This window comes from Flavobacterium ichthyis, assembly GCF_009915155.1.
GTDB classification, from domain to species: Bacteria; Bacteroidota; Bacteroidia; order Flavobacteriales; family Flavobacteriaceae; genus Flavobacterium; species Flavobacterium ichthyis.
Genome location: NZ_JAABLM010000001.1, coordinates 40146 through 61609, shown reverse-complemented (window position 1 = coordinate 61609; position 21464 = coordinate 40146). Strand labels below are relative to the sequence as shown.

The 21464-nt window shown below is 35.9% G+C and carries 21 protein-coding genes and 1 tRNA gene; 7 read left to right on the top strand and 15 right to left on the bottom strand.

Features of this window, described 5'->3' with window-relative positions; all coding sequences use genetic code 11:
• The first annotated feature begins 27 nt into the window (after positions 1-27).
• A complete protein-coding gene (locus GV828_RS00270) occupies positions 28-1311 on the top strand; it encodes a UDP-N-acetylmuramoyl-tripeptide--D-alanyl-D-alanine ligase (RefSeq protein ID WP_166535470.1) in 1284 nt (427 codons plus the stop codon).
• Between the two features lie 296 nt (positions 1312-1607).
• Here GV828_RS00270 and GV828_RS00265 read toward each other — a convergent pair.
• The 7 genes from GV828_RS00265 to GV828_RS00235 form a co-directional block, all read right to left on the bottom strand.
• Positions 1608-1682, bottom strand: a tRNA-Val gene (locus GV828_RS00265).
• An 85-nt stretch (positions 1683-1767) separates the two neighbouring features.
• Positions 1768-2988, bottom strand: coding sequence for a bifunctional folylpolyglutamate synthase/dihydrofolate synthase (locus GV828_RS00260; protein WP_166535469.1), 1221 nt, complete (start codon positions 2986-2988; stop codon positions 1768-1770).
• A gap of 12 nt (positions 2989-3000) precedes the next feature.
• Positions 3001-3771 carry an energy transducer TonB gene (locus tag GV828_RS00255; RefSeq protein WP_166535468.1) on the bottom strand — a complete coding sequence of 257 codons (771 nt, stop codon included), beginning with the start codon at positions 3769-3771 and terminating at the stop codon, positions 3001-3003.
• A gap of 15 nt (positions 3772-3786) precedes the next feature.
• Positions 3787-4179, bottom strand: a complete 393-nt coding sequence (locus tag GV828_RS00250) for an ExbD/TolR family protein (protein WP_166535467.1) — start codon at positions 4177-4179, stop codon at positions 3787-3789.
• Positions 4180-4185: 6 nt separating this feature from the next.
• Positions 4186-4890 (bottom strand): MotA/TolQ/ExbB proton channel family protein, encoded by a 705-nt coding sequence (locus GV828_RS00245; RefSeq protein WP_166535466.1) that lies wholly within the window; start codon positions 4888-4890, stop codon positions 4186-4188.
• A gap of 71 nt (positions 4891-4961) precedes the next feature.
• A complete protein-coding gene (locus GV828_RS00240) occupies positions 4962-6188 on the bottom strand; it encodes a Glu/Leu/Phe/Val dehydrogenase dimerization domain-containing protein (protein ID WP_166535465.1) in 1227 nt (408 codons plus the stop codon).
• Positions 6189-6256: 68 nt separating this feature from the next.
• Positions 6257-7324: an anhydro-N-acetylmuramic acid kinase gene (locus GV828_RS00235; protein WP_166535464.1), complete on the bottom strand. Its 1068-nt coding sequence runs from the start codon at positions 7322-7324 to the stop codon at positions 6257-6259.
• A gap of 96 nt (positions 7325-7420) precedes the next feature.
• Between GV828_RS00235 and GV828_RS00230 the strand changes: the two genes are divergently transcribed.
• Positions 7421-8560, top strand: a complete 1140-nt coding sequence (locus GV828_RS00230; RefSeq protein ID WP_166535463.1) for an acyl-CoA dehydrogenase family protein — start codon at positions 7421-7423, stop codon at positions 8558-8560.
• 354 nt (positions 8561-8914) lie between these two features.
• On the top strand, positions 8915-11335 hold the full coding sequence (locus GV828_RS00225) for a hybrid sensor histidine kinase/response regulator (protein WP_166535462.1): 2421 nt from the start codon (positions 8915-8917) through the stop codon (positions 11333-11335).
• On the opposite strand, the gene GV828_RS00220 is transcribed toward GV828_RS00225, so the two are convergent.
• Together GV828_RS00220 and GV828_RS00215 are read right to left on the bottom strand one after the other, a co-directional pair.
• The gene (locus GV828_RS00220; protein ID WP_166535461.1) at positions 11332-12669 is read right to left on the bottom strand and encodes a sigma-54-dependent transcriptional regulator; all 1338 of its coding nucleotides are present in this window, start codon (positions 12667-12669) and stop codon (positions 11332-11334) included. The two genes, GV828_RS00225 and GV828_RS00220, sit on opposite strands and share 4 nt — an antisense overlap.
• Before the next feature lie 158 nt (positions 12670-12827).
• Positions 12828-13121 (bottom strand): hypothetical protein, encoded by a 294-nt coding sequence (locus GV828_RS00215; RefSeq protein WP_166535460.1) that lies wholly within the window; start codon positions 13119-13121, stop codon positions 12828-12830.
• A gap of 265 nt (positions 13122-13386) precedes the next feature.
• On the opposite strand from GV828_RS00215, the gene GV828_RS00210 reads away from it, so the two are divergent.
• The 3 genes from GV828_RS00210 (at position 13387) to GV828_RS00200 (ending at position 15816) form a co-directional block, all read left to right on the top strand.
• Positions 13387-14064 (top strand): SDR family NAD(P)-dependent oxidoreductase, encoded by a 678-nt coding sequence (locus GV828_RS00210; protein ID WP_166535459.1) that lies wholly within the window; start codon positions 13387-13389, stop codon positions 14062-14064.
• Positions 14065-14076: 12 nt separating this feature from the next.
• Complete coding sequence (locus tag GV828_RS00205) at positions 14077-14676, top strand: SprT-like domain-containing protein (RefSeq protein WP_166535458.1); 600 nt, start codon at positions 14077-14079, stop codon at positions 14674-14676.
• Between the two features lie 81 nt (positions 14677-14757).
• Positions 14758-15816, top strand: coding sequence for a mannose-1-phosphate guanylyltransferase (locus tag GV828_RS00200; protein ID WP_166535457.1), 1059 nt, complete (start codon positions 14758-14760; stop codon positions 15814-15816).
• Positions 15817-15985: 169 nt separating this feature from the next.
• On the opposite strand, the gene GV828_RS00195 is transcribed toward GV828_RS00200, so the two are convergent.
• From GV828_RS00195 to GV828_RS00170, 6 genes are all read right to left on the bottom strand, one after another.
• The gene (locus GV828_RS00195; protein ID WP_166535456.1) at positions 15986-16768 is read right to left on the bottom strand and encodes an ABC transporter ATP-binding protein; all 783 of its coding nucleotides are present in this window, start codon (positions 16766-16768) and stop codon (positions 15986-15988) included.
• 1 nt (position 16769) lies between these two features.
• Entirely contained in the window at positions 16770-17510 is a 741-nt protein-coding gene (locus tag GV828_RS00190; protein ID WP_166535455.1) for an MlaE family ABC transporter permease, read from the bottom strand.
• A gap of 140 nt (positions 17511-17650) precedes the next feature.
• Positions 17651-18499, bottom strand: coding sequence for a glycosyltransferase family 2 protein (locus GV828_RS00185; protein WP_166535454.1), 849 nt, complete (start codon positions 18497-18499; stop codon positions 17651-17653).
• Positions 18500-18505: 6 nt separating this feature from the next.
• A complete protein-coding gene (locus tag GV828_RS00180; protein WP_166535453.1) occupies positions 18506-19039 on the bottom strand; it encodes a class I SAM-dependent methyltransferase in 534 nt (177 codons plus the stop codon).
• A 168-nt stretch (positions 19040-19207) separates the two neighbouring features.
• The gene (locus tag GV828_RS00175) at positions 19208-20266 is read right to left on the bottom strand and encodes a 3-oxoacyl-ACP synthase III family protein (protein WP_166535452.1); all 1059 of its coding nucleotides are present in this window, start codon (positions 20264-20266) and stop codon (positions 19208-19210) included.
• A gap of 103 nt (positions 20267-20369) precedes the next feature.
• Complete coding sequence (locus tag GV828_RS00170) at positions 20370-20756, bottom strand: group III truncated hemoglobin (RefSeq protein WP_166535451.1); 387 nt, start codon at positions 20754-20756, stop codon at positions 20370-20372.
• Between the two features lie 134 nt (positions 20757-20890).
• On the opposite strand from GV828_RS00170, the gene GV828_RS00165 reads away from it, so the two are divergent.
• Entirely contained in the window at positions 20891-21451 is a 561-nt protein-coding gene (locus GV828_RS00165) for a hypothetical protein (RefSeq protein WP_166535450.1), read from the top strand.
• Positions 21452-21464 lie beyond the last annotated feature (13 nt).

The following is a 21464-nucleotide window of genomic DNA, read 5'->3' as shown; positions in this document are numbered from 1 at the left end:
TTTTTTGTAAACTCTTACAACGCTTTTATGGAAATCAATCAAATTCATCAAAAATTTTTAGAATGTGCCGCAGTTTCTACGGATACTCGGAAAATAACTTCACAGGTTATGTTTTTTGCCATCAAAGGCGAAAGGTTCGATGCCAATACATTTGCCAAAGAAGCGTTGGAAAAAGGCGCGTCTTACGTAATTATTGACAATGAAAAATATTTTGTAGATGAAAGAACGATTCTCGTAAAAGATTCGTTGACGGCTTTGCAGGAATTGGCAACTTTTCACCGCAATTATTTAAAATTGCCCATTATTGCCCTAACCGGAAGCAACGGAAAAACCACCACGAAAGAATTGATTAATGTCGTTTTGCAAAAAAAATACAACGTAAAAGCGACCGTTGGAAATTTAAATAACCATATTGGGGTACCGCTAACTTTATTGTCGTTTAATGAAGAAACGGAAATTGGGATTGTAGAAATGGGAGCCAACCACCAAAAAGAAATTCAGTTTTTGTGTGAATTAGCCCAACCTGATTTTGGGTATATCACCAATTTCGGAAAAGCGCATTTGGAAGGTTTCGGTGGAACCGAAGGCGTGATTAAAGGCAAAAGTGAAATGTATGATTATCTTCGGAAACACGATAAATTTGCTTTTGTCAATTTAGACGATGCCATTCAGGTGGAGAAAACGAAAGATAATTTACGCATTACTTTTAGTTTGACAAATGACGAGGCTTCGGTGAAAATTAAGTCGGTTGAAGCCAATCCTTTTGTGAAAATTACTTTTGATGGTCAAGTCGTAAACAGCAATCTGATTGGAATTTACAACGCCAATAACATTAATGTCGCTGTTACAATCGGGCGATATTTTAAAATTGCGGATGAACAAATCAAAGAAGCGCTTGAAACTTATGTTCCGGATAATAACCGTTCGCAATTGTTGCATAAAAAGACCAATGAAATAATTTTAGACGCTTACAACGCGAATCCAAGTAGTATGGAAGTGGCTATTAAAAACTTTTTGGAACTCGATAAAACTAATAAAATTGCGGTTTTAGGCGATATGTTTGAATTGGGTACCGAAAGCCTCGCCGAACACAAAAACATCGTGGATTTGCTCAAAAACCAAAGCGACGTGCAAACGTATTTTGTAGGGAAGGATTTTTATGCCAATAAAATTCAAACCGATTTCATGCACTTTTTTGAAACCTTTGAAACTTTTGCGGAAGCATTTGCCCAAACAAAAGCACAACATAAAACCATGCTCATCAAAGGCTCAAGAGGAATGGCATTGGAAAGGGTTTTGGAGTTGGTGTAACTGCATTCTTAATGTCGATATCCTGTACTCTCCTAAGCTATTTTTATTAACATAGGTTCGTCAAGACCTAGTTCTTAGGCTCTGTCTGGTTCAAGTGTACTGGTTATATATAATATTTTAAATCTTCGATTTAATATGAGATGCTAATTTTTTTTTATTAACGAAAATATAGCTCAGTTTCCTGAAGCGTTTTTAATAATTTTTGTGGGTTCCGAAGCTTCGGAAAGGAGTTCGAACAACAATCTTTTTAAAACAAAAAAACGCCTCAGTTTCCTGAAGCGTTTCTAACAATTTTGTGGGCGATGAGGGGTTCGAACCCCCGACCCCCTCGGTGTAAACGAGGTGCTCTGAACCAGCTGAGCTAATCGCCCTTTCGGGTTACAACCAAAATATTTCCTGATTGCGAGTGCAAATATAGGCGCTTTTTTTATATCTGCAAATATTTATTTTAAAAAATTACAAAATTTCGGCTACTACAAAGGTGCTTCCTCCAATGTAAATAAAGTCGGTTTTAGCGGCATTATTTTTTGCAGCTTGGTAAGCTTCTGTTACTGAATGATATGCATTACCAATCAATCCAAAAACGTGTGCTTTTTGCTTCAATTCTTCGGCAGGCATTGCTCGTGGAATATTGGGTTGACAAAAATAAAAAATAGCATTTTTGGGAAAAAGTGGCAACACATCGTGGGGATTTTTGTCGTTTACCATTCCCAAAACGATATGCAATTGCGCAAAATCTTCTCGCTGAATTTGCTTCATCACAATTTCCAGGCCGTGTTTGTTGTGAGCGGTATCGCAAATAATTCTCGGATTTTCGCCCAATTGTTGCCAACGACCTTGCAATCCAGTATTTTCGATGACTTTCCAAAAACCATCTTTTATATTTTTTTCGGAAATAAAAAATTCACCTTGCGATTGAATGATTCTGATGGTTTGCAAAACCGTTTTTTTATTGTGAATTTGGTAATCACCAAGTAGAGTAGAAGGGTAAGTTTCCTGAATTTCATCTGAAGCAAAATAAATTTCAGACTGCATTTCAAGGGCTTTTTCTGTGAAAACAGGTTGGGTTTCCTGAAGGTATTCACCAATGACAACAGGCGTTTTGGCTTTGATAATCCCGGCTTTTTCTGAAGCAATTTTCGCTAAAGTATCGCCTAAAAATTGCACATGATCCATCCCGATGTTGGTAATCACGGAAACCATCGGCTGGATGATATTGGTAGAATCTAATCTTCCGCCCAAACCGACTTCGATAATGGCAATGTCAACGTTTTCCTGACGAAAATAATCAAACGCCAAACCTACCGTCATTTCAAAAAAACTCAACTGATTTTCTTCAAAAAACTTTTTGTTAGCATTGATAAAATGGACCACAAATTCCTCTGGAATATCGATGCCGTTAATTTTAATTCTTTCACCGTAATCTTTGAGATGTGGCGAAGTGTAAAGTCCGGTTTTGTATCCGGCTTCCTGAAAAATCGATGCCAAAAGATGCGAAGTCGAACCCTTGCCATTAGTGCCGCCAACGTGTATGGTTTTGATTTTTTTTTCGGGATAATTTAAATGTTTTGCCAATAAAAGTGTATTGCTCAAATCTGCTTTGTATGCAGAAGCGCCTTGTTTTTGGTACATGGGCAATTGGCTGAACATCCAATTCAGGGTTTCGGAATAATTCATAGCAAAAAAAAATTATTCTCCTAATTTAAAGTTGACTACAATAAAGCCAATTTGTGTTTCTGGAGCGTTAGAATCGGGTTGCCAACGGTATTTTCTGGCAGTTGCCAAAGCAGGTTCTACCAAGCAAGGATTGGTGTTGGTCGTTCCTTTTGTGTATTGTGCGGCAATCACATTTCCGCTACGGTTTACGGTAATTTGCACCACAACGGTTCCAGATTCATTACATTTTTGAACTTCTTTCCCGCTGTTGCTTAATTTTCGTCCGTTTAATCCCCAACCGCTTCCGGATTTTCCGGTTCCAGCACCATAATAAGAGTTGGCGTAAGGACTTCCGTTCAATTGTCCTTTATTTCCGGGAACGTCATCATCGCCTTCGCCTTGGGTATTTTTTCCGTCAGATTTTGGACCGTTTAACAAACTTGAAAGCGCATCCGATGTCGATTTTGAAGGCGTTTGTTTCACGGGTTGTTCCACCGGTTTTTTGGTTGGTTTTTTGGTTTCTTTCACTACCGGAGCATCTTCAATATCTTGTGTGGCCAATTCTTCGTCGTCTGGAACAGGTTGTGAAGTAGCCGGTTGTGGAGCCGATTTTACGGTTTCGGTACTAGTTATGTTATCGCCCGATCCCATTTCAGTATTACCAAAATTAACGGCAATTCCATTTTCGGGTGGTGGATCGAGATAGGTTAATCCGAAAAAAATAAACAGCAATAGCAACACAATGATAATTGCGCTGCTAATGGCAAATGATTTTTTTTCTTCGTCTGTTTCTAAATATTTCATACCGTATTTTGACTTTTATTTAGGTCGAACTGCCAAAACTACTTTTATTTGATTTCGGTTGGCAATGTCTAAAACGCTCACTGCTTTTTCGATTGGCACGCCTTCTTCCGCTCTTAAAACCAAAGATTTTTCCGGATTGTTGGTGAAAATTCCGAGCAATCTGCTTTCCAATTCTGCTTCAGCCACGGGTTCTTTGTCAATAAAAAAATTCAAATCTTTATCGATGCTTACCGAAATACTTTTATTATTGTCGGTTTTTCCTTTCGCTTTCGGCAAAACCAAATCGAGCGCGTTAGTCGTTACCATTGTTGAGGTTAGCATGAAAAATATCAGCAACAAAAAAACCAAATCGGTCATTGAAGCCATATTAAATTCAGGCGAAACCCTATTTCTTCCTCTAAAATTCATAATTTTTTAGGTTGGTTCGTTCAACAAATCAAGGAAATCTACCGCATTGGCTTCCATTTGATATACCACTTTATCAGTTCGAACCACCAAATGGTTGTAACCGATGTAGGCAATAATTCCCACGACTAATCCAGCAACGGTTGTGGTCATTGCGGTATAAATTCCTTCGGCCAAAGCACCCACTTCAATTTGTCCGCCACCTGAAGCCATTTTGTGAAACGCTAAAATCATTCCCAAAACCGTACCAAGAAATCCAAGCATTGGTGCTGCTCCAGAAATGGTGGCTAAAACGCTCACGTTTTTTTCTAACTTGTTAATTTCTAATTTTCCGGCATTTTCAATGGCTGTATTGATGTCGTCTAAAGGTCTTCCAATTCTGGAAATTCCTTTCGAAATTAATCTTGATACTGGCGATTGCGTTTGTGCACAAAGCATCTTGGCGGCATCTAATCTTCCGGTAATGATGTTTTCGCGGATTCTACTCATAAAATTAGGATCAATTTTAGAAGAAGCGTTAATCACCATCAACCTTTCAAAATAAATGTAAAGTGCCACAAAAAGCATGATGCCAATGGCGAGCATAATGATGTTACCACCAATCCCGCCGCTTGTGATTAATTCCCAAATTGAAAGTGTTTTTTCCGCAGGAACATCCGTTAATGCTTCTGGGTTGGCTACCGAAGTAGTATCTGCCTGAATTAGATTTAGCATAAAAATTAAAAGTGTTTTTTTGAATAACGATTTTAAGCGAATTTAATTGTTTTTCTCAAAAAGAAAAATAATTACACTAATTGTTTCAATGCAATTTCAAATGCAGTTGCACTGATATTTTTCTTGTCAGCATTTTTGGCGTGGGCTTTTTGGATTGCATTTTTAATGGTTTCAGATGTATCGTTGAAGATTGCCTCGTCGGTCATTTGCACTTTTTTCTCCATAAAATAGGCGAAAACGCGTGCCATTCCACAATTAGAAATAAAATCTGGAATTAAACTCACTTCTTTGTCGGTGGCTTCCATAATGGGTCCGAAGAAAATTTCTTTGTCAGCAAAAGGGACATTGGCTCCACACGAAATTACTTCTAATCCAGCCTTTTGCATTTTGTCAAGTTGCTCTTTTGTAACCAGTCTCGAAGCTGCACAAGGTGTAAAAATTTCTGCGCCAATCGACCAGATTTTTTCGTTAATTTCTGTAAACGGAATCATGTTTTCTGCTACCAACTGGTTTCCATTTTTGTTTAAAAATAAATTTCTGATTTCTTCAAAAGAAAAACCATTTTCGTTGATCACACCACCGTCACGGTCGATGATTCCTACTACTTTCGCACCAGAATTGGCTAAATAATAAGCCGCTGCAGAACCTACGTTTCCAAATCCTTGCACAATGGCTTTTTTACCTTTGATGCTTCCGCCATAAATATCGTAAAAATGACGTACGGCTTCTGCAACGCCAAATCCGGTAATCATATCGGCAACGGTGTATTTGCGGTTGACGTCCGGAGAATAAATTGGGTTTTCAATTACTTTTACCACACCTTGACGCAATTGTCCAATTCTGTTAATTTTGTCCGCTTCTGTAGGTTTAAAATGTCCATTAAAAACACCTTCTTGTGGATGCCAAACGCCACATTCTTCTGTCATTGGGATCACTTCGTGAATTTCATCTACGTTTAAATCGCCTCCGGTTCCATAATAACTTTTTAATAAAGGTGAAACAGCTTTGTACCATCTTTTCAAAACGCCTTCTTTTCTCGGGTCATTTGGGTCGAAATTAATTCCCGATTTTGCGCCACCAATTGCTGGTCCGGAAACCGAAAATTTTACTTCCATGGTTTTTGCCAAAGACAACACTTCGTTCATGTCTAATCCTTTTCTCATTCGAGTTCCACCACCAGCGGCACCACCTCGGAGAGAATTAATTACTGTCCAGCCTTCCGCTTCAGTTTCGGCGTCTTTCCAGTTAAAAATAATTTCGGGTTGTTTATTTTCAAATTTTTTGAGTAAATCTTTCATATTTTGTTGCGTAGTATTAATGTAAATTTTTGCAAATATAGTTTTTAGTTGTTGTTTAAAAAAAGGTTTTAAGGCGTGAAAATTTTCCCCGAACTATGATTTTGTTTGGCTCCGGTTACACTTGCAAGCACATTGTTTTCATTGCGTAATTTCAAAACGCCAAGCAAAGCAAAAATCAACGCTTCTTTGTATTGAATCATTTTATCGATAGGTATTTCAAAAGTCATTTTTGGAAGGTGAAATTGCATTTTTTCCATTAAAAAAAGATTGTAAGCACCACCACCGGTAACTAATGTTTTTCCCGATTTTTTAGGCAAAGCCGAAGCCGTTTGCATAGCGATATGTTCAACAAAAGTGGCTAATTTGTCTTCATCCGTAATCGGGAAAGTTTCCATTAGCGGCAAAATTTCAGTTTTTACAAATTCAAAACCAAGGGATTTCGGAAACGGTTTTTGGTAAAATTCAAGTGCATTTAATTTTGATAATAATTCATTTGAAATCTTTCCGGTTCGGGCAATTTTTCCTTCATCGTCATAAGCAAAACCTAATTTTTCGGCATAAAAATTTAAAACCGTATTTACCGGAGAAATGTCAAACGCAATTCGTTGCTGATTTTCTTCAAAAGAAACATTCGAAAATCCGCCTAAATTCAAACAAAAATCATAATCAGTAAATAAAATTTTATCGCCAATAGGAACTAAAGGAGCACCTTGACCACCCAATTCAACGTCTTGTACCCGAAAATCACAAACAACTTTTTGCTGAATTATTTTGGCAATTTGTGGTAAATTCCCAATTTGAAGTGTCAATCCGTTTTGTGGTTGATGCAAAATCGTGTGACCGTGAGAACAAACGGCATCGAGGTTTTCTAATTTATTTTTTTTGATAAAACCATTAATAATTTTCCCCAAAAAAGCGGTGTATTCCACATTGAGTTGGAATAATTCTTCGCCATTAAAATTAATGGCGTTTTTCAACCTTTGTAACCAACAGGAAGGATAACTTATCGTCTCGGTTTCATGAATCTCGAAAGTCCATTTTTCGCCTGAAATTTTAAAAATTATTCGGGCCAAATCAATGCCGTCTAACGAAGTTCCCGACATTATTCCGATAACGTTATAGTTTTCTTCAATCATACCGCCAAAATTAGGCAATCTTATTGAAAAATTGATATTTAATAGCTACATTTGACCACTAAATTGAATAAAACAAAAACAAAACAATATAATTTTATGGATTTCAAATTTACGGAAGAACATTTGATGATTCAGCAAGCTGCAAGAGATTTTGCGCAAGCGGAATTATTACCTGGAGTTATTGAACGTGACGAACACTCTAAATTTCCTACTGAACAGATAAAAATGATGGCTGATTTAGGTTTCCTCGGAATGATGGTAGATCCTAAATATGGAGGAGCCGGATTAGATAGTGTTTCTTATGTTTTGGCGATGAAAGAAATTGCTAAAATTGACGCTTCTGCAGCAGTAGTGATGTCAGTAAATAATTCATTGGTTTGTGCAGGTTTAGAAAAATTTGCCAGTGAAGAACAAAAACAAAAATATTTAGTACCGTTAGCCAAAGGCGAAGTCATTGGAGCTTTCTGTCTTTCGGAGCCAGAAGCGGGAAGTGATGCCACTTCGCAAAAAACAACCGCTATCGATAAAGGTGATTATTATTTGTTAAACGGAACAAAAAACTGGATTACAAATGGAGCAACAGCTTCCACTTATATCGTAATTGCGCAAACTGATATTGAAAAAGGCCACAAAGGAATCAACGCTTTTATTGTAGAAAAAGGTTGGGCTGGATTTGAAATTGGTCCGAAAGAACAAAAAATGGGAATTCGCGGAAGCGACACACATTCTCTAATGTTTACAGATGTTAAAGTGCCGAAAGAAAACAGAATTGGTGCTGATGGATTCGGCTTTAATTTTGCCATGGCTGTTTTAAATGGTGGAAGGATAGGGATTGCTTCTCAAGCGTTAGGAATTGCTGCCGGAGCTTACGAATTAGCACTCCAATATTCCAAGGAGAGAAAAGCGTTTGGAAAAGAAATCAATAAACATCAAGCGATTGCCTTCAAATTAGCAGATATGGCCGTCAATATTACTGCCGCCGAATTGTTATGCCTGAAAGCTGCCACCGAAAAAGATGCTGGTCAAGACATTTCAGTTTCTGGCGCAATGGCAAAACTTTTTGCTTCGCAAACTGCTATGGATACCACTATCGAGGCAGTTCAAATTCATGGCGGAAACGGTTACGTTCGCGAATATCACGTAGAACGCATGATGCGCGATGCTAAAATTACACAGATTTATGAGGGAACTTCAGAAATTCAACGCATTGTAATTTCTCGAGGAATCACTTCTTAAAAATATATTTTTTTGGAGCGAAAGGTCAGGCATTTTCAGCAAAGGAAATTCCCGCTTTTCGCTTCAATCTTTTTATCAATTCCACGGATTTTCATCCAGGTAATTGACAAAAAGGATTTCCGCTTCTCCCGAAGCTTCGGGACGGGGCTATTGGAAAATCTTTCCGCACTTTTGGAAAGTTTTGGAAAAATGTTTAAAGTTTAAAGTTTCAGGTTACACGTTTTACACTTAACAGTAAAAACATTAATTAACCTTAACTTCTTACTGTTTCAAAAACTTCAAGTTTCAGATTCAAAAACTTTAAACCTGAAACTAAATTTTTACATTTTCAACTTTAAATATTATCTTTAGCTCATGAGACACAAATCTCGAGCATTAAAAGGTAAAGTTATTCTTGGGTATCTATTGCTATTTATTTTGGCAGTATTTTCCATTTGGTTCGTTTACACCGAAATTTTAAAAATTGCCAAACCCGATACTACTGCTACCACCGGAAACCAAAAAATCATTAAAATCAGTAATGCAATTGCCAATTTATACGCTTCAGAATCTGCTGGAAGAAATTCTATTTTAACAGGTTCAACAAAAGATCATGCCGTTTACCTTAAAATGGTGGATAGCGTAAGTGGTGAAATTGAAGCCATTAAAACAGAAATGGATGCCGAACAATTAGGCAAACTGGACACCATTCAAATGCTTTTGCAACGCAAAAAACGAAGTCTAACAGAAGTAATTCGTTTTAGAAAAGAATACGAAAAAGAAGCACCTTTTGAAAGAGCAAGTCGCCGAATTTATGCCACAAAAGATTCCATGGTGGCGCAAATCAAACCCGTAAAAATTTCCGATTCCCGACAATTTCAAGGTTTCTTGCGTGATGTTCTTACGCAGAAGCAAATTGACTCGTTAAGCAAATTACCGCTTTCAAATGACTCATTAACCATTGCTTTCGTTAACCAAATTACAAAAGTGGTGGTTCGGGAAAATAAATTGCGAAATCAGCTTTTTAAAAAAGAACAAAAAGTTTTAGAAGAAAACCGTGTTATTTCTGATCAGCTTCGGGTGGTTTTGTCACAACTCGAAAAACAAATTCTCGACAAGTCTTATTCCAAAATCGTGGAGTCGCAAAAAACCATTGACAACACCATGAAAACCATTGCTTGGGTTGGTGCTATTTCACTTTTTTTACTAATTTTATTTGCTTGGATTATCATTCGCGATGTGAGTATCAACCAGCGTTATCGAGATCAGCTTGAGGTTTTAAATGCCGAAAAAGAAGATTTGTTACGAAGCAAAACCATGCTTTTGGCTACGGTAACCCATGATATTCAAACGCCTTTGGGAAGCGTGGTTGGTTTTACAGATTTGCTTAAAAAAACTGAAATCAACCCAAAACAATTGCAGTATTTGGAAAACATCAAACATTCTTCAAACTATATTATTCGGTTGGTGAATGATTTAGTCGATTTTTCGAAACTCGAAAACAACCGAATTTCCATTGACAAAGTGAGTTTTAACTTTAAAGAATTAATTCTGAGTACTTGCAAACCTTTGGAACCCAATGCCGAAAATAAAGGAATTGAACTCAATTGGGATATTGATGAAAAACTCGATTCTTTATATATTTCTGATCCTTATCGGTTGAAACAAATTTTTACAAATCTTATTTCAAATGCAATAAAATTTACCCAGGAAGGATCGGTTGAAGTATTGGCGAGAAAAGAAAGTGACAAAATTATTGTTTCGGTAATCGATACCGGAATTGGAATTGCCAAAGAAAAACAAAAAGCGGTTTTTAAAGAATTTACCCAAGCTCATGACGGGATTGAGAAAAAATTTGGTGGAACCGGATTGGGGTTAACTATTGCTAAAAAAATGCTTCGCCTGCTTGACGGAAAAATTTCGGTGGACAGTCAAGAAAACCAAGGTTCGATTTTTACGGTAATTATTCCCGCCATTGCTTCGGAAAATCCATCGGAAAAGATCGAATCACAGGTTACTAATCAGGAGTATCCTTTTTTAGTGGACAAAAAAATATTGATTGTAGATGATGATGCAATGCAACTTTCGCTAATGCAGGAAATTTTTTCAAAATATTCTTGTCAAATCATCACTTTAATCGATGCCGGGAAAGTTATCAATTTGCTTCAATACGAAAAATTCGATTTGATTTTAACCGATATTCAAATGCCAAATTTAGATGGATTTGAACTGGTAAAATTAATTCGTTTACACAAAAACAAGCAGGTTTCAGAAGTTCCGGTAATTGCCCTTTCGGGAAAAAGAAATCTAACAGCAGATGATTTTTTAAGCAAAGGATTTACCGCTTTTCATTCAAAGCCTTTGCAGTTAGAATTGCTGCTACAGTTGATGGAAAAAGTTTTTTCCGGCGAAAAATTAATCACATCGGAACAATTTCAAACTATAAAAGCATCAGCAAAAATGTTCGATTTAAAGAGTTTGAATCAGTTTACACAAAATGATGAAGCATCTTTACGATTAATTTTAAATACATTTTTCGAAAGTGTGGCAGTAAATAAAACGGAACTGATGGCGGCTTTTCAAATGAGCGACCTACAAAGAATGTCTGAAATTGCCCACAAAATGATTCCTATGCTAAAACAAATGGAAGTTTACGAAATTTCCGATTTACTTGAACCGATTGAAGACCAATCTTTTCCAATTTCTAAATTGAATACAAAGGAATATCTGCAAAATATTTTCAAGAAATTAGACGAACTGGAAATCGCAATAAAGAAAGAATACGGCAACAATTAAAGGTCAATGCTATATAATTTCAATTTATTGTAAAGCGTTTTTCTGTCGATGTTCAATAATTTTGCAGCTTTACTTTTGTTATAATTTACTTGATGAAGCGCTTTTCTAATAATTTCTTCCTCATTTTCTTTGGTAAAAGCAATATTTTGACTCGGTTGAGTTTGCGTCATTTCAGTCGGTAAAACGGCTACTGAAATTGTTTCAGTTTGGGTTAAAAGTACGGCTCTTTTTACAGTATTTTTCATTTCGCGAAGGTTTCCTGGCCAATCGTAATTAAGGAACAATTCACTTACTTCGCTATCAAATCCTTGAATGTTTTTTTCTAAATCTGTATTTGCTAACTCTAAAAAATGATGCGCAAAAACCATGATGTCCGTTTTTCTTTCGCTTAATTTTGGCGCTTGAATGCTAAATTCATTCAACCGATGGTATAAATCCTCACGAAATTCTCCGTTTTTTACCGCTTCAGCTAAGTCCTCATTTGTGGCGGCAATTACCCTAATATCAACTTTAATTTCGTGGTTGCTTCCCACAGGTTTTACTTTTCTTTCCTGCAAAGCACGAAGTAATTGTACCTGAACTTCGTAAGTTAAATTTCCTACTTCGTCTAAAAAAAGCGTTCCGCCATTGGCTGCTTCAAAATGCCCGATTTTATCATTAATGGCGCCGGTAAACGAACCCTTTAAGTGACCAAAAAATTCGCTAGAAGCCAATTCCTTGGGTATCGCTCCACAATCTACAGCGATGAAAGGTTTTTCGGCACGTTTGCTTTGGATGTGAATTGTATGAGCAATATATTCTTTTCCGGTTCCGCTATCGCCCATAATTAAAACCGACATATTAGTTGGCGACACAAGCGAGATATATTCGTGAAGTTTTCCTGACGAAGCACTAATACCTTTTACGAAAGCGTCAATATTTTTTGGACTGGAAGTGATCTTATTTGCGGTTTCGCCGGGAATGTTTTCTGCCTTATTTTTAAGAGATTGCTTAATGGTATGCAAAATTTCGTCAGGATTAATAGGTTTTCCTACATAATCGAAAGCTCCAATTTTCATCGCATTTACAGCAGTTTTAATATCCGTGTAACCGGTCATTAAAATAACTTGTGTTTTTTGAGAATTTTGCTTAACAAATTTTAAAATTTCCAAACCATCACTGTCTGGGAGACGAATGTCGGTAAGAACCACTGAGAAATTTTGGTTGCTTATTTCTATTTGAGCATCTTTTGCATTAAAAGCGTTTGTAACATCAAACCCTTTTTTTTGCAAAAAAGTTTTCAGCATTATGCAGAAAGAAACATCGTCGTCTATAACCAGAATTTTTTCGCTCATTTATTTTGGCATGGATTTATTACAAATTTAAAATTAAAAATGATTTTTAAGTGTTAATATATGTTATAATCTCGGGTAAAAACAATAAAGGAGATGCCCCCACATCTCCTTTTACTGTGAAAAGTATAATACTTTTCTTTCAACAAACTTAACTTAAACTATGCTTCTTTAATAAACTCACCTTTGCTGTTAAAATAGGCTGTTGTAGTGGTTTCGTCTTTTGCTAAAACCAATTTGTATTCGCCATCTGCAGCAACGTAAGCTTCCCTAATGGTGAATCCGCCGTATTTCGAACTGATGTTTTTTAATACTTCTGCCGGAATTGCCGATGCTTCAATAGGGTTATAAGTTTTTTCCTGATTAACAGAAATTATATTTTGATTTTTGTACGAAGCTTCTGCCTGGAAACTTAGTCCTATTGCAAAAACCATCGTAATAATAAACTTTTTCATAGCAATATTTTTTTGGTGGTGATTTTCTTCTTCAGTTAGAATAATGAAAAAAATATGCCATTCAAATAAAAAGAAGTAGCATCAATCGTAAACTATTGAAAAATAAGAGAATATTTATTTTTGCGAGAAATTTCCAGAACTTTGATATGTGGAAAAGTGTGGAATTAGCTGTGTAAAATTGTAGAAAATGAATCTTAACGATACTCATTTATATTTTTGTAAATTTGTGCTTGGTAATAGCTTTTTTACTACAAAAAATATTTTAATGAAAAACATTATTGTTACTGGAACCAGCCGTGGAATAGGACTAGAGCTGGCACTTTTATTTGCCAATCAAGGTCATCAGGTTTTAGCGCTTTCGCGAAATAGCCATAAATTATTGCTTGAAAATCCTAATATTACTTGGTTGTCCGTTGATTTAGCAGTAGAAACCGAATTTGAAAAAGTTACCTGTTTTTTAGAAAGTTCTTGGAAAAAGATAGATGCTGTTGTACATAACGCAGGAGCAATTGTAGTAAAACCTTTTACTGAAACAACTGCGGGCGATTTCGAAAAAATTTATAAAGTGAATGTTTTTGGCGTTGCCACATTAACCAAAATCGCATTACCATTTTTACAAAAAGGAAGTCACGTGGTAACCATAAGCTCTATGGGTGGTGTTCAAGGGACGATGAAATTTGCGGGTTTATCGGCTTATAGCTCGAGTAAAGGTGCCGTAATTACGTTATCAGAATTATTGGCTGAGGAATATAAAGCACAAGGAATTTCATTTAATGTTTTGGCTTTAGGTTCTGTGCAAACGGAAATGTTAGCCGAAGCTTTTCCGGGTTATCAAGCGCCACTCTTACCTTTAGCAATGGCGAAATATATTTTTGATTTTGTATTAACCGGAAATCAATTTTTCAACGGAAAAGTCTTACAAGTTTCTTCCACAACACCGTAATAAACATTTTTTTTGAACGAAACGCTCGCTAAATATTTGCCCGAACACGCTGTCGAACCAGTTTTTGAACTCATCGTTGCTAACGAAGTGCATTTGAAAATTGTAAACGAACGCATGACAAGACATGGCGATTATCGTAAAGGACCAACCGGTAAGCATGAAATTACTGTAAATTCGAGTTTGAATAAATATAAATTTTTGATGACTTTAATCCATGAAATTGCACATTTGGTGGCGTTTAAAAAATTTGGAAGAAACATTAAACCTCATGGGAACGAGTGGAAATATACTTTTCAACAATTGATGGTGCCATTTATTCGTCCGGAAATTTTTCCGATGCAACTGTTACCGCTTTTAGCGAGGCACTTTAGAAATCCTTCAGCGAGTAGTGATACTGATACCACGTTATCTTTGGCTTTAAAGCAATTTGATTTGCAAAGTGACAAAAATTATATTTTTGAAATTCCATATGGTACTGTTTTTAGAATATACAACGGCAAAATTTTTCGAAAAGGACCACAACGTACCAAACGATTTGAATGTGTAGAATTAAATACTGGAAAAATCTATCTTTTTAATCCAAATGCTGAAGTAGAAGTGTTACCTCAGTAATGTTAAATGAAATGTAATAAACTTGTATTTTCGCATAATATGTCGAATATTTAACATAGTTTTGAAACTTACCTACAAGCAATGAATAATAATTATTTTGCCATTTTAATGGCAGGCGGGATTGGATCACGTTTTTGGCCAGTTAGTACAAATGAATTTCCAAAACAATTTCACGATATGTTAGGAACGGGCGAAACACTCATTCAAAAAACTTTCGGGAGGTTAGCCAAATTAATTCCAGCAGAAAATATATTTATATTAACAAATGAGCGTTATAATGAATTGGTTTTAAATCAGTTGCCGCAAGTAAAGCAAGAGCAGGTGCTGCTTGAACCAGCGATGAGAAATACTGCTCCATGTATTTTATACGCCTCTTTAAAAATTCAAAAAATAAATCCTGATGCTTTAATGGTAGTTGCTCCAAGCGATCACTGGATTGAAGATGAGAGTACATTTGTCGAGAATCTTAAACAGTCATTTGATTTTTGTAAAAATAATAATGCATTGATGACTTTAGGGATTCAACCTACCTTTCCAAATACTGGTTTTGGTTATATTGAATTTGATAAAAATATGCAAAATCCTATCAAGAAGGTAAACCAATTTAGAGAAAAACCCGATTATGATACTGCAAAATCTTTCTTAGCAAGTGGAAACTTTCTGTGGAACGCCGGAATTTTTATTTGGAGTGTCAAAGCTGTAACCGAAGCTTTTGAACAATTTCAACCGCAAATGAATGCTTTATTTGAAGAAGGTTATCCCGTTTTAAATACAGAAAGAGAACAAGAATTCATCAATCAAAATTATGGTTTGGCAGAAAATATTTCAATCGATTATGCCATCATGGAAAAAGCAGATAATGTATATGTTTTGCCAGCCACTTTCGATTGGAATGATTTAGGAACTTGGGGATCTCTTTATGAAAAATTACCAAAAGACAACAAGCTGAATGCAGTAGTGAATGCTCAAGTTTTTTTAGAAAATGCCTCAAACAATATCATTAGAACCGATGCTAAAAAGTTGATTATCGTTGATGGTTTAAGCGATTATATCATTGTTGATAAAGAAGATGTTTTGCTGATTTATCCAAAAGGCAAGGAGCAAGATATTAAACGAATTACCGAAATGGTAACGAAATAGTTTTTCAAGATTTCGAATCAAAAAAAAACCTAACAACTTTAAAAATCTGTTAGGTTTTTTTGTGAATTTTCAACTGGAACTTCAATTTCAATTCAATTTTGGAATTTCTTTATTGGAATTTACGGCACTGTTTTAAATTTGGAATTTCACTAATTGGAATTAAAAAAAATCATTCTTGATTTTCCTCGTCTGCTTCCGCCAAAAGACCTTCGCGTAATTTTTTAAATAAATCAGACGAATAAACGAATTCGACAATTGATTTATTTTTTGTTTCTAACACTTGCTCATTATTTCCTTCCCATTCTTTTAAACCATTTTTCAGGAATACAATTTTTTCACCAATTTGCAAAACCGAGTTCATATCGTGAGTGTTAATCACGGTTGTCATGTTGTATTCTTTTGTAATTTCTTGAATCAAAACATCAATCAAAATAGAGGTTTCGGGATCTAAGCCAGAATTAGGTTCGTCACAAAATAAATATTTTGGATTATTCACAATCGCACGAGCAATTGCTACACGTTTTTGCATCCCTCCGGAAATTTCAGACGGGAATTTTTTATTTGCGTCAACCAGATTGACTCGCTCGAGCACTTCATTTACACGCGTTCTTATTTCTGAAGATTTCTTGTTTGAAAACATTTTCAACGGAAACCCAACATTTTCTTCAACGGTCATCGAATCAAAAAGAGCGCTTCCCTGAAAAACCATCCCAATTTCGGTTCTCAACGCACGTTTTTCGTCTTTATCCATTTCGGAATAAATCCTGCCGTCAAAAGCAATTGAGCCATGCTCCGGGATATGAATCCCTAACAAGGTTTTTAGCATAACCGTCTTTCCAGAGCCACTTCGACCAATAATTAAATTAGTTTTGCCAGTCTCGAATGTCGTTGTAATTCCTTTTAATATTTCGGCATCTCCGAAAGATTTTTTGATGTCTTTAACTTCAATCATTTTAACTTAAAAGTAATTGGGTTAGGATAAAATTCATTAAAATGACCACAACGCTCGTCCAAACGAAAGATGTAGTACTTGCTTTTCCAACTTCTAATGCACCACCTTTCATGTAATACCCATGAAATGACGGAATAGTCGCTAAAATTATTGCGTAAACTAATGTTTTGATAAATGCATAAGCAATATGAAACGGAATAAAATCAGTTTGCAAACCGTTAATAAACTCGTCTCCTGAAGTTAGATTTCCCGCAACAGCTGCAACATAGCCGCCCAAAATTCCTAAAAACATACTTAATGCAATCACGAACGGATAAAGCATTAAAGCAGCAATTTTTGGAAAAACCAGATAATTAAGCGAGTTCACTCCCATTACTTCCAAAGCGTCGATTTGCTCAGTAACTCTCATCGTTCCAATACTCGAAGTGATAAAAGAACCCACTTTTCCCGCCATAATAATCGAAATAAATGTTGGTGCAAACTCCAAAATCACTGATTGTCGTGTGGCAAAAGCAATTAAAGTTTTGGGAATTAATGGATTAGTAAGGTTTAACGCCGTTTGAATGGCAACAACACCACCAATGAAAAAGGAAATAAAAGCTACTATTCCTAAAGATCCTATGATGAGGTCATCAATCTCTTTTAAGATTAATTGTCGCATGTAGGACCATTTTACAGGTTTGTTGAATACTTCTTTCAACATAATGAAATAGCGACCTATTTGAGTTAAATATCGAATCATTTATAATTTCTAAAAAAATATGGGCTAAAATACGAAATTAGTCAGCAGTAATGGTTTCGATTTAAAACGAATTTATTTTTGAAGCCAAAAGAAAACTAATTTTTCTTACTAAAGATAAGAATCGATGATTTGTCAAACTACTAAATTAACTTTTTTTTCATGCTTTGCCAGCGATAATTTCGGATAAATTGGGCTTGTTCAGGTGTTACTAAAAGCGGTTTTTTCGCAGATTTTGCTTTAACAAATCCTTTGACGTAATCGAAAAACAAAAAAGGTTTTTTCTTCATAAAAGCCAATTTCGCCGAAGCAATAACGGTAATGAAAAAACCGTAACCCAAACTATAAAACGCTTCTCCTTGCTTGTATCTCGCGGCTTTATTATATTTCGCACCTGTTGGTTTCAAGTGTTTAACAATTAATTTTTCGTTAGTAACAATTTTCCAATTGTAAAATTTACAAAGTAATTCGTCAACCGTGTCCCATCCCATTGCCGGTTTGAGGCCGCCAATTTGGTCAAAACATTTTTTTCGATACGCTTTAAAAGCGCCGCGAATATGGTCTTTATTGGTAAGATTTTCCAAAACCCATTCCCCGTTTTGTTCTATATAAGCATATCCGCCAGCCATTCCAACGTTTTCGTCCGAATTAAAAATATTGGCAATGGTTTCAAAATAATGTTCTGGGAGAATTAAATCGGCATCGAGTTTTACAATCATTTCGTAGTTTTCATCCAAAGAATCATACCCAAATTGAAACGCCTGAATCACTTTACTTCCGGGAAGGTGAATGGCATCAGAATTTTTTTTGAGCAAACTAATGAACGGATATTTTTTAGAAAAACTGTGAACTATTTCCGAAGTTTTATCAGTTGAATTATCGTCAACCACCACTACTTTCACAGGTAACAAGGTTTGTTCTGCAATGGATTGAAGCGTTAGCGAAATAAATTTTTCTTCGTTATGGGCTGGAATGACGATGTAATATTTCAAGCGGTTTTATTTTTGTTCCAAAATTTTTTCTGCGTACACGATGTAATATCTATTGGTAAATTGACGCAATAATGGTCTGATACCAATTTGTTTTACGGGATTGGTCCATTTTTTTCGGTCGATGATTTTCCAGCCTGTTTTTTCCAAAAGCCAGTCGAGCTGCCAATCTTCAAATTCGTGGTAATGACGGTCCCACATGTCAGTTTTACTTTTGTATGCTGGTGAAAACCACAATCTTAAAGGAATTGAAATAAAAATTTTGTCGGATTTTATATTTTGAAGAATGGTGTACGGGTTAAGTAAATGTTCGAAAATTTCGAAAGCAGTTGTCACCGTGTATTCTTGGGTTTGAAGTGTGGTTTGATCGTTATCTAAATCTTCGCCTTTTGTATTTGTAACCGAAAATCCTTCTTGTTTCATGATTTTGGAAAAAGGGTTTTCGGTTCCCAAATCGAGAATTTTTTCTGTAGGATTGATGTGTTTTTTTAAAAATTCGAGTGTGAGCTTGAATCTTTTTGAAGGGTATGTTTTTTCGTACATGGTTTTGTGTATAGCCCCGATTGTAGCGGAAAGCCCTGAGGTAAAAAAAAATTAATTTTCCCGAAGTGGCAGAGCGACCAGAGCAAGCTCCTGCCGCGAGATGGAAAATTATTTTTTTTGCCGAAGGCTTGCAGCGGAAAGCGGGATTGGCTTCTTAAAAAAAATATTTTATAACCTGTAGGTGAAGGCGTTAATGTTCATACCGGCTCCAACCGAGGCAAAGATAATAACATCTCCTTTATTTAGTTGGTGATTTTCGAGATTTCCTTTGATAAGCTGGTCGAAAAGTGTGGGAACAGTTGCCACGCTACTGTTACCGTATTTGTGAATGGTCATAGGCATGATTTGTGGCGGAGGCGTTTGCCCGAAAAGTTTGTAGAAGCGATGGATTATAGCTTCGTCCATTTTTTCGTTAGCTTGATGGATGATTATTTTTTTGATGTTACCAATGGGGATATTGCTTTTTTCTACGCAAGATTTCATGGCTTGAGGCACGTTGCTTAAAGCAAATTCATAAATTTTTCGGCCGTGCATTTTGATGTAACGCACGTCGGGATTGAGGGTTTTGTTATATGATTTTCCAAAAAATAAATAGTTGGCTTCGTTGTAGGCGAACGTTGCGGTTTCGTACGAAAGCATTCCGGTTTCGTCATGTGAGGCCTCGATAATTGTGGCACCAGCACCATCGGCATAAATCATAGAGTCGCGGTCATGCGGGTCGATGACGCGGGACAAAGTTTCGGCACCAATGACTAAACAGCGTTTTGCCATGCCAGATTTGATGAATGCATTGGCTTGTAGAACGCCTTCAATCCAACCGGGACAACCGAAAAGAATGTCGTATGCTACGCATTTTGGATTTTTTATTTGCAGCTTATGTTTGACGCGAGTGGCTAAACTTGGTAAAATATCCGATTGGATTTTTCCTAGTTTGACATCGCCAAAATTGTGTGCAAGAATAATATAATCGATGGTTTCGGGGTCGATTTTAGCGTCCTCAATGGCTTTTTCCGAAGCAAAATAGGCAAGGTCTGACGCCAAAAATTCTTCGTTAGCGTAACGGCGTTCTTCAATTCCGGTAATGTCTTTGAATTTTTCTACAATCACATCGGTTCCTTGAGTGAGCGGTTCGCCCTCTTCACTTAAAAAATAGTGTTGCTGAAAATCGCGATTAGATATTTTTATTTCCGGAATATAACTTCCCGAGCCAATTATTTTGATAGTCATGATATTGTTTGACAATTAAATTCTTAGCTAAGTTATAAAAAAATAACAGTGAAAGCAGTTAATTTATTATGCTTGCATATAATTTTTACGAATAATATTTTTTTTACGAATTATTATTGTGGAATTGGTTGATTTTTAGCTGCATTATTGTGGCAACTGATAATGCTCTCGTTTTGATAGATTGTGCATTGACGCCAGAAAAATTTTCGTCAACGGTCTCAAAAAAGGTGTCAAGCCAAATTTTGAAGTGCTCGGGTTGAAGCGGGAATTTTTCGTTTAACTCTAGGTGAACATGCATGACATTGGTATCATAACCCGGTTCGCCAAACATGGATAAGCACCAAAAATTGATGATTTTGGGCAAATGCGATTCCAGATTAATTTTGGCCACATCAGTAAAAATAAAGTTGATGTTAATGTTTGACAGCAGTTTTTGATAAAATTTTTCTGTGAGAATACTGATATCTTTCCTGTCTGAAAGGTCGGTCATTGCTTAAATTTTTGTAAAATAAATTTACGAATTACAATTCTTTTAAGAAAATTTAATCAAGAGTTTTTTGTAAACGAAAAGATTTTATATTTGCGGGAATCAATTTTAAAAATAAATATTACAACTCGAATTAAATGAAAACAAAATTATTTTCTATGTTGGCGGTTTCTCTCTTCACTGCAACTTGTTTTGCTCAAAGTACAGAAGAACCAGAATTTGTTGGGGAAGCTATGTTGGTAAATGCAGATCAATCGCATACTCTTTTGGAAAAGCAGCTAACTCAAAGTAGAACTGCAGCCTCTACGGGACTCATGCTTACCGGAATAGGTAAGGTTCGAACTCAACTTCAAATTGATGGATGTTGTTCTGGAATTGTGCTTGATAAAAATAAAGAAGTAAAACTTATAATTAGAGGTGTGGATAATCTTACAGATCCGCTTTCGATTGTAAGAATTTTTAAATTTGAGAAAAGGAAAAAATACCGTAGAGCTGAACTTGCTGCTGTTAATAATTTTGGAGGAGCAAAAAGAAACAATTTAGATTACGTTTCGTTCACAGGAAAAAAATATGGTACAAGTTCTTACCTTATTAATATACCAACATTGGAATCTGGAGAATACGGAATTACAATCTCTAATCCTAATGCTTTGGATGAAAAGCAAACGGTAGTTTCTACTTTTGCCGTTGCAGAATAAACATTGAAAAATA

What these genes read in the sequence shown, in the direction of transcription:
- GV828_RS00270 (WP_166535470.1), top strand. Translation starts at nt 28, where the DNA reads ATGGAAATCAATCAAATTCATCAAAAATTTTTAGAATGTGCCGCAGTT.
- GV828_RS00260 (WP_166535469.1), bottom strand. Translation starts at nt 2,988, where the DNA reads ATGAATTATTCCGAAACCCTGAATTGGATGTTCAGCCAATTGCCCATG.
- GV828_RS00255 (WP_166535468.1), bottom strand. Translation starts at nt 3,771, where the DNA reads ATGAAATATTTAGAAACAGACGAAGAAAAAAAATCATTTGCCATTAGC.
- GV828_RS00250 (WP_166535467.1), bottom strand. Translation starts at nt 4,179, where the DNA reads ATGAATTTTAGAGGAAGAAATAGGGTTTCGCCTGAATTTAATATGGCT.
- GV828_RS00245 (WP_166535466.1), bottom strand. Translation starts at nt 4,890, where the DNA reads ATGCTAAATCTAATTCAGGCAGATACTACTTCGGTAGCCAACCCAGAA.
- GV828_RS00240 (WP_166535465.1), bottom strand. Translation starts at nt 6,188, where the DNA reads ATGAAAGATTTACTCAAAAAATTTGAAAATAAACAACCCGAAATTATT.
- GV828_RS00235 (WP_166535464.1), bottom strand. Translation starts at nt 7,324, where the DNA reads ATGATTGAAGAAAACTATAACGTTATCGGAATAATGTCGGGAACTTCG.
- GV828_RS00230 (WP_166535463.1), top strand. Translation starts at nt 7,421, where the DNA reads ATGGATTTCAAATTTACGGAAGAACATTTGATGATTCAGCAAGCTGCA.
- GV828_RS00225 (WP_166535462.1), top strand. Translation starts at nt 8,915, where the DNA reads ATGAGACACAAATCTCGAGCATTAAAAGGTAAAGTTATTCTTGGGTAT.
- GV828_RS00220 (WP_166535461.1), bottom strand. Translation starts at nt 12,669, where the DNA reads ATGAGCGAAAAAATTCTGGTTATAGACGACGATGTTTCTTTCTGCATA.
- GV828_RS00215 (WP_166535460.1), bottom strand. Translation starts at nt 13,121, where the DNA reads ATGAAAAAGTTTATTATTACGATGGTTTTTGCAATAGGACTAAGTTTC.
- GV828_RS00210 (WP_166535459.1), top strand. Translation starts at nt 13,387, where the DNA reads ATGAAAAACATTATTGTTACTGGAACCAGCCGTGGAATAGGACTAGAG.
- GV828_RS00200 (WP_166535457.1), top strand. Translation starts at nt 14,758, where the DNA reads ATGAATAATAATTATTTTGCCATTTTAATGGCAGGCGGGATTGGATCA.
- GV828_RS00195 (WP_166535456.1), bottom strand. Translation starts at nt 16,768, where the DNA reads ATGATTGAAGTTAAAGACATCAAAAAATCTTTCGGAGATGCCGAAATA.
- GV828_RS00190 (WP_166535455.1), bottom strand. Translation starts at nt 17,510, where the DNA reads ATGATTCGATATTTAACTCAAATAGGTCGCTATTTCATTATGTTGAAA.
- GV828_RS00180 (WP_166535453.1), bottom strand. Translation starts at nt 19,039, where the DNA reads ATGTACGAAAAAACATACCCTTCAAAAAGATTCAAGCTCACACTCGAA.
- GV828_RS00175 (WP_166535452.1), bottom strand. Translation starts at nt 20,266, where the DNA reads ATGACTATCAAAATAATTGGCTCGGGAAGTTATATTCCGGAAATAAAA.
- GV828_RS00170 (WP_166535451.1), bottom strand. Translation starts at nt 20,756, where the DNA reads ATGACCGACCTTTCAGACAGGAAAGATATCAGTATTCTCACAGAAAAA.
- GV828_RS00165 (WP_166535450.1), top strand. Translation starts at nt 20,891, where the DNA reads ATGAAAACAAAATTATTTTCTATGTTGGCGGTTTCTCTCTTCACTGCA.